This window comes from Sphingobium indicum BiD32, from assembly GCF_000382885.1.
Lineage (GTDB): Bacteria > Pseudomonadota > Alphaproteobacteria > Sphingomonadales > Sphingomonadaceae > Sphingobium > Sphingobium japonicum_C.
This window is the reverse complement of record NZ_CAVK010000074.1, coordinates 1-2,326: the sequence shown is the minus strand read 5'-3', so window position 1 is coordinate 2,326 and position 2,326 is coordinate 1. Positions and strand designations below refer to the sequence as shown.

2 protein-coding genes are annotated in these 2,326 nt (G+C 59.0%); both read left to right on the top strand.

The window, feature by feature from the left end:
• Positions 1-101 precede the first annotated feature (101 nt).
• A complete protein-coding gene (locus EBBID32_RS25340; RefSeq protein WP_440590958.1) occupies positions 102-962 on the top strand; it encodes a rolling circle replication-associated protein in 861 nt (286 codons plus the stop codon).
• Positions 959-1,261, top strand: a complete 303-nt coding sequence (locus tag EBBID32_RS08165; RefSeq protein WP_037489747.1) for a phage ORF5 protein — start codon at positions 959-961, stop codon at positions 1,259-1,261. Before EBBID32_RS25340 ends, EBBID32_RS08165 begins: the two co-directional genes overlap by 4 nt.
• Positions 1,262-2,326: the final 1,065 nt, after the last annotated feature.

The window sequence follows — 2,326 nt, the reverse complement described above, 5'->3', positions numbered from 1 at the left end:
GGTGTGAACAAGTCCAAGTCGGTTCGGCAGTTCAAGGGTCGGGTTGGTCTCACCGAGAAGGTGAATCTTCAGCGCAATAGGCGCGGTGGCATCCGTCTCTAATGCCATGTGTTTTCCCGATCCCGGCTGTGCGGCCTCCGGTTATTGACGGCGGTTCTCGTCGGTTGTTGTTGGGGACTCGTGTTCGTGAGTTTTCTGGTCGTGATCGTGTCGACCGTGTTTTGCAGTCTTCCGAGCTGTTGTTGCCCTGTGGTTCGTGCGTGGGTTGTCAGATTTCCCGTGCGCGTGAATGGGCCATTCGTTGCTCGTTAGAAGTTCAGCTGCATTCTGTCGCTTCTTTCGTCACTCTCACCTACAGTGATCGTTATTGTCCCCCTACGTTGTCTAAGCGTGACCTGTCCCGGTTCATGCGGTATATGCGCCGTCAGGTTGGAGCGTTTCGGTTTTTCGGGTGCGGTGAGTACGGTGACCATCGGCACCGTCCGCACTATCACGCGATTCTGTTCGGTTCCGCGGACCGTGAGGCCGCGGAGCGTGCGTGGGGGAAAGGGTTTGTGACGATGGATGTCGTCACGCCGGCGCGGATTTCCTATACCGCCGGCTATTGCGCGAAGAAGCTCGGCTTTCATCGCGCCAGGGGAGAGGAGGTCGATTATGCGACCGGGGAGGTGTATGTGCATCAGCCTCCCTTTCTCCAGATGTCTCGGCGTCCTGGTATCGCCGGTGACTTTCGCAAGTTTTCTAGATCCTGGCGTCGGTCGGCCATTTGGCAGGGCCGGCCTTTTCCTGTTCCGCGCTTTCTTCATGCCTCGTGGAAGGAGAGTGCGTCGGAGAGTGAGTTGGCTGCGCTTGAGCTGGAGAAGCTCGAAGGTGGGATGCGTCCCACTGTGCGGGAGTTGGCCGCGTCGGAGGACATCGCCTCCGCGCGTATTCGTCTACGCTCTGAACGGGGTCAGTTATGAAGCTGTATGCTCTGCATGATCGTAAGGCTTGCGCGTTCTCGTCGTTCCATGTCGAGCGGTCGGACGCCCAGGCGTCTCGGGGTTTCGCGGATGCGGTTCGGGCGAAGGATTCGGTATTCTCGAAGTATCCGGAGGATTTCGAGTTGGTGTCGCTGTGCGATGTGCACGCGGAGTATGACGACCTGCCGACCCATATGGCGGTCGGCGCGATGGAGTTTCGCGTGGTGTTGAGCGCGTCGCAGGTCGTGTCTCTTGATGCTGCGGCGAGTGGTCAGCTCTCGCTGCTGAAGGAGGCGTGATGTCGTATCAGTTTCCGACACGCCGGCTGCAGAGCCAGGACGATGCGGCGATGGTTGCGCGGCCCGATGTGCCGCGCTCGAAGTTCTCCGGTTCGTTCTCGGTGAAGACGACCTTCGATGCTGGGAAGCTCATTCCGTTCCATGTCGAGGAGGTGTATCCTGGCGACCATTTCCGGTATCGGTTCACGCCGTTCGTTCGGACGGCTACTCCGCTCTTTCCGATCATGGACTCTCAGCGTATCGACATTCATGCGTTCTTCTGTCCCAATCGGTTGGTGTACGATGATTGGGTGAAGTTGATGGGTCAGCAGAATGCGCCTGGTGATTCGATCGCGTTCTCGGTTCCTCAGTGTACGTCGGCCGGGAATGGCTTTGCGGTTGGGTCGCTCGGGGACTACCTCGGGCTTCCGACTGTTGGTCAGCCTGCCGCTGTCCTGGCGGTGTCGCTGCTCCCGTTTCGCGCATACACTCGGATTTGTTACGAGTGGTTCCGTGACGAAAACCTCGTCACGTACAACGCCCAGGCGTTGTTGAAGGATGGGGTTAACGCCGGCGAGGCCGTGTTCCCGATTCGTAATCGGGCGAAGTCGCACGATTATTTCACCTCGTGCCTGCCGTGGCCTCAGAAGTTCGTTGCGCCTCAGATCACGTCGCCGGTGATTGGCCTCGGTGTTCAGACTGGTGTTGCCACGACGGCGGCGGCGGTTACGGCCACTGAGACGCCCTCGATTGCGACGCCCACTGGTGTGCGTGTGTACGCGAACGCGTATCAGTCGACTGGGGACCAGTTCATCATCGACGCCCTGGGCGTCAATGGGGTTCCTCAGCTGTTCGCTCAGTCGGACATCAACCTGTTCCGCCAGGCGATGGCGGTCCAGACGTTTCTCGAGCGGATGGCGCGTGGTGGTACTCGGTATACCGAGATCACGGAGAACATCTTTGGCGTGAGGAATCCCGATGCACGATTGCAGCGTCCGGAGTATATCGGTGGTGGTTCTACGCCCCTCCAGTTCCTGTCTCTTATACACATCTGACGCTGCCGACGAGCGATCTAGTGTAGATCTC

Coding starts and splice junctions, on each gene's coding strand:
- EBBID32_RS25340 (WP_440590958.1), top strand. CDS start 102: ATGCCATGTGTTTTCCCGATCCCGGCTGTGCGGCCTCCGGTTATTGAC.
- EBBID32_RS08165 (WP_037489747.1), top strand. CDS start 959: ATGAAGCTGTATGCTCTGCATGATCGTAAGGCTTGCGCGTTCTCGTCG.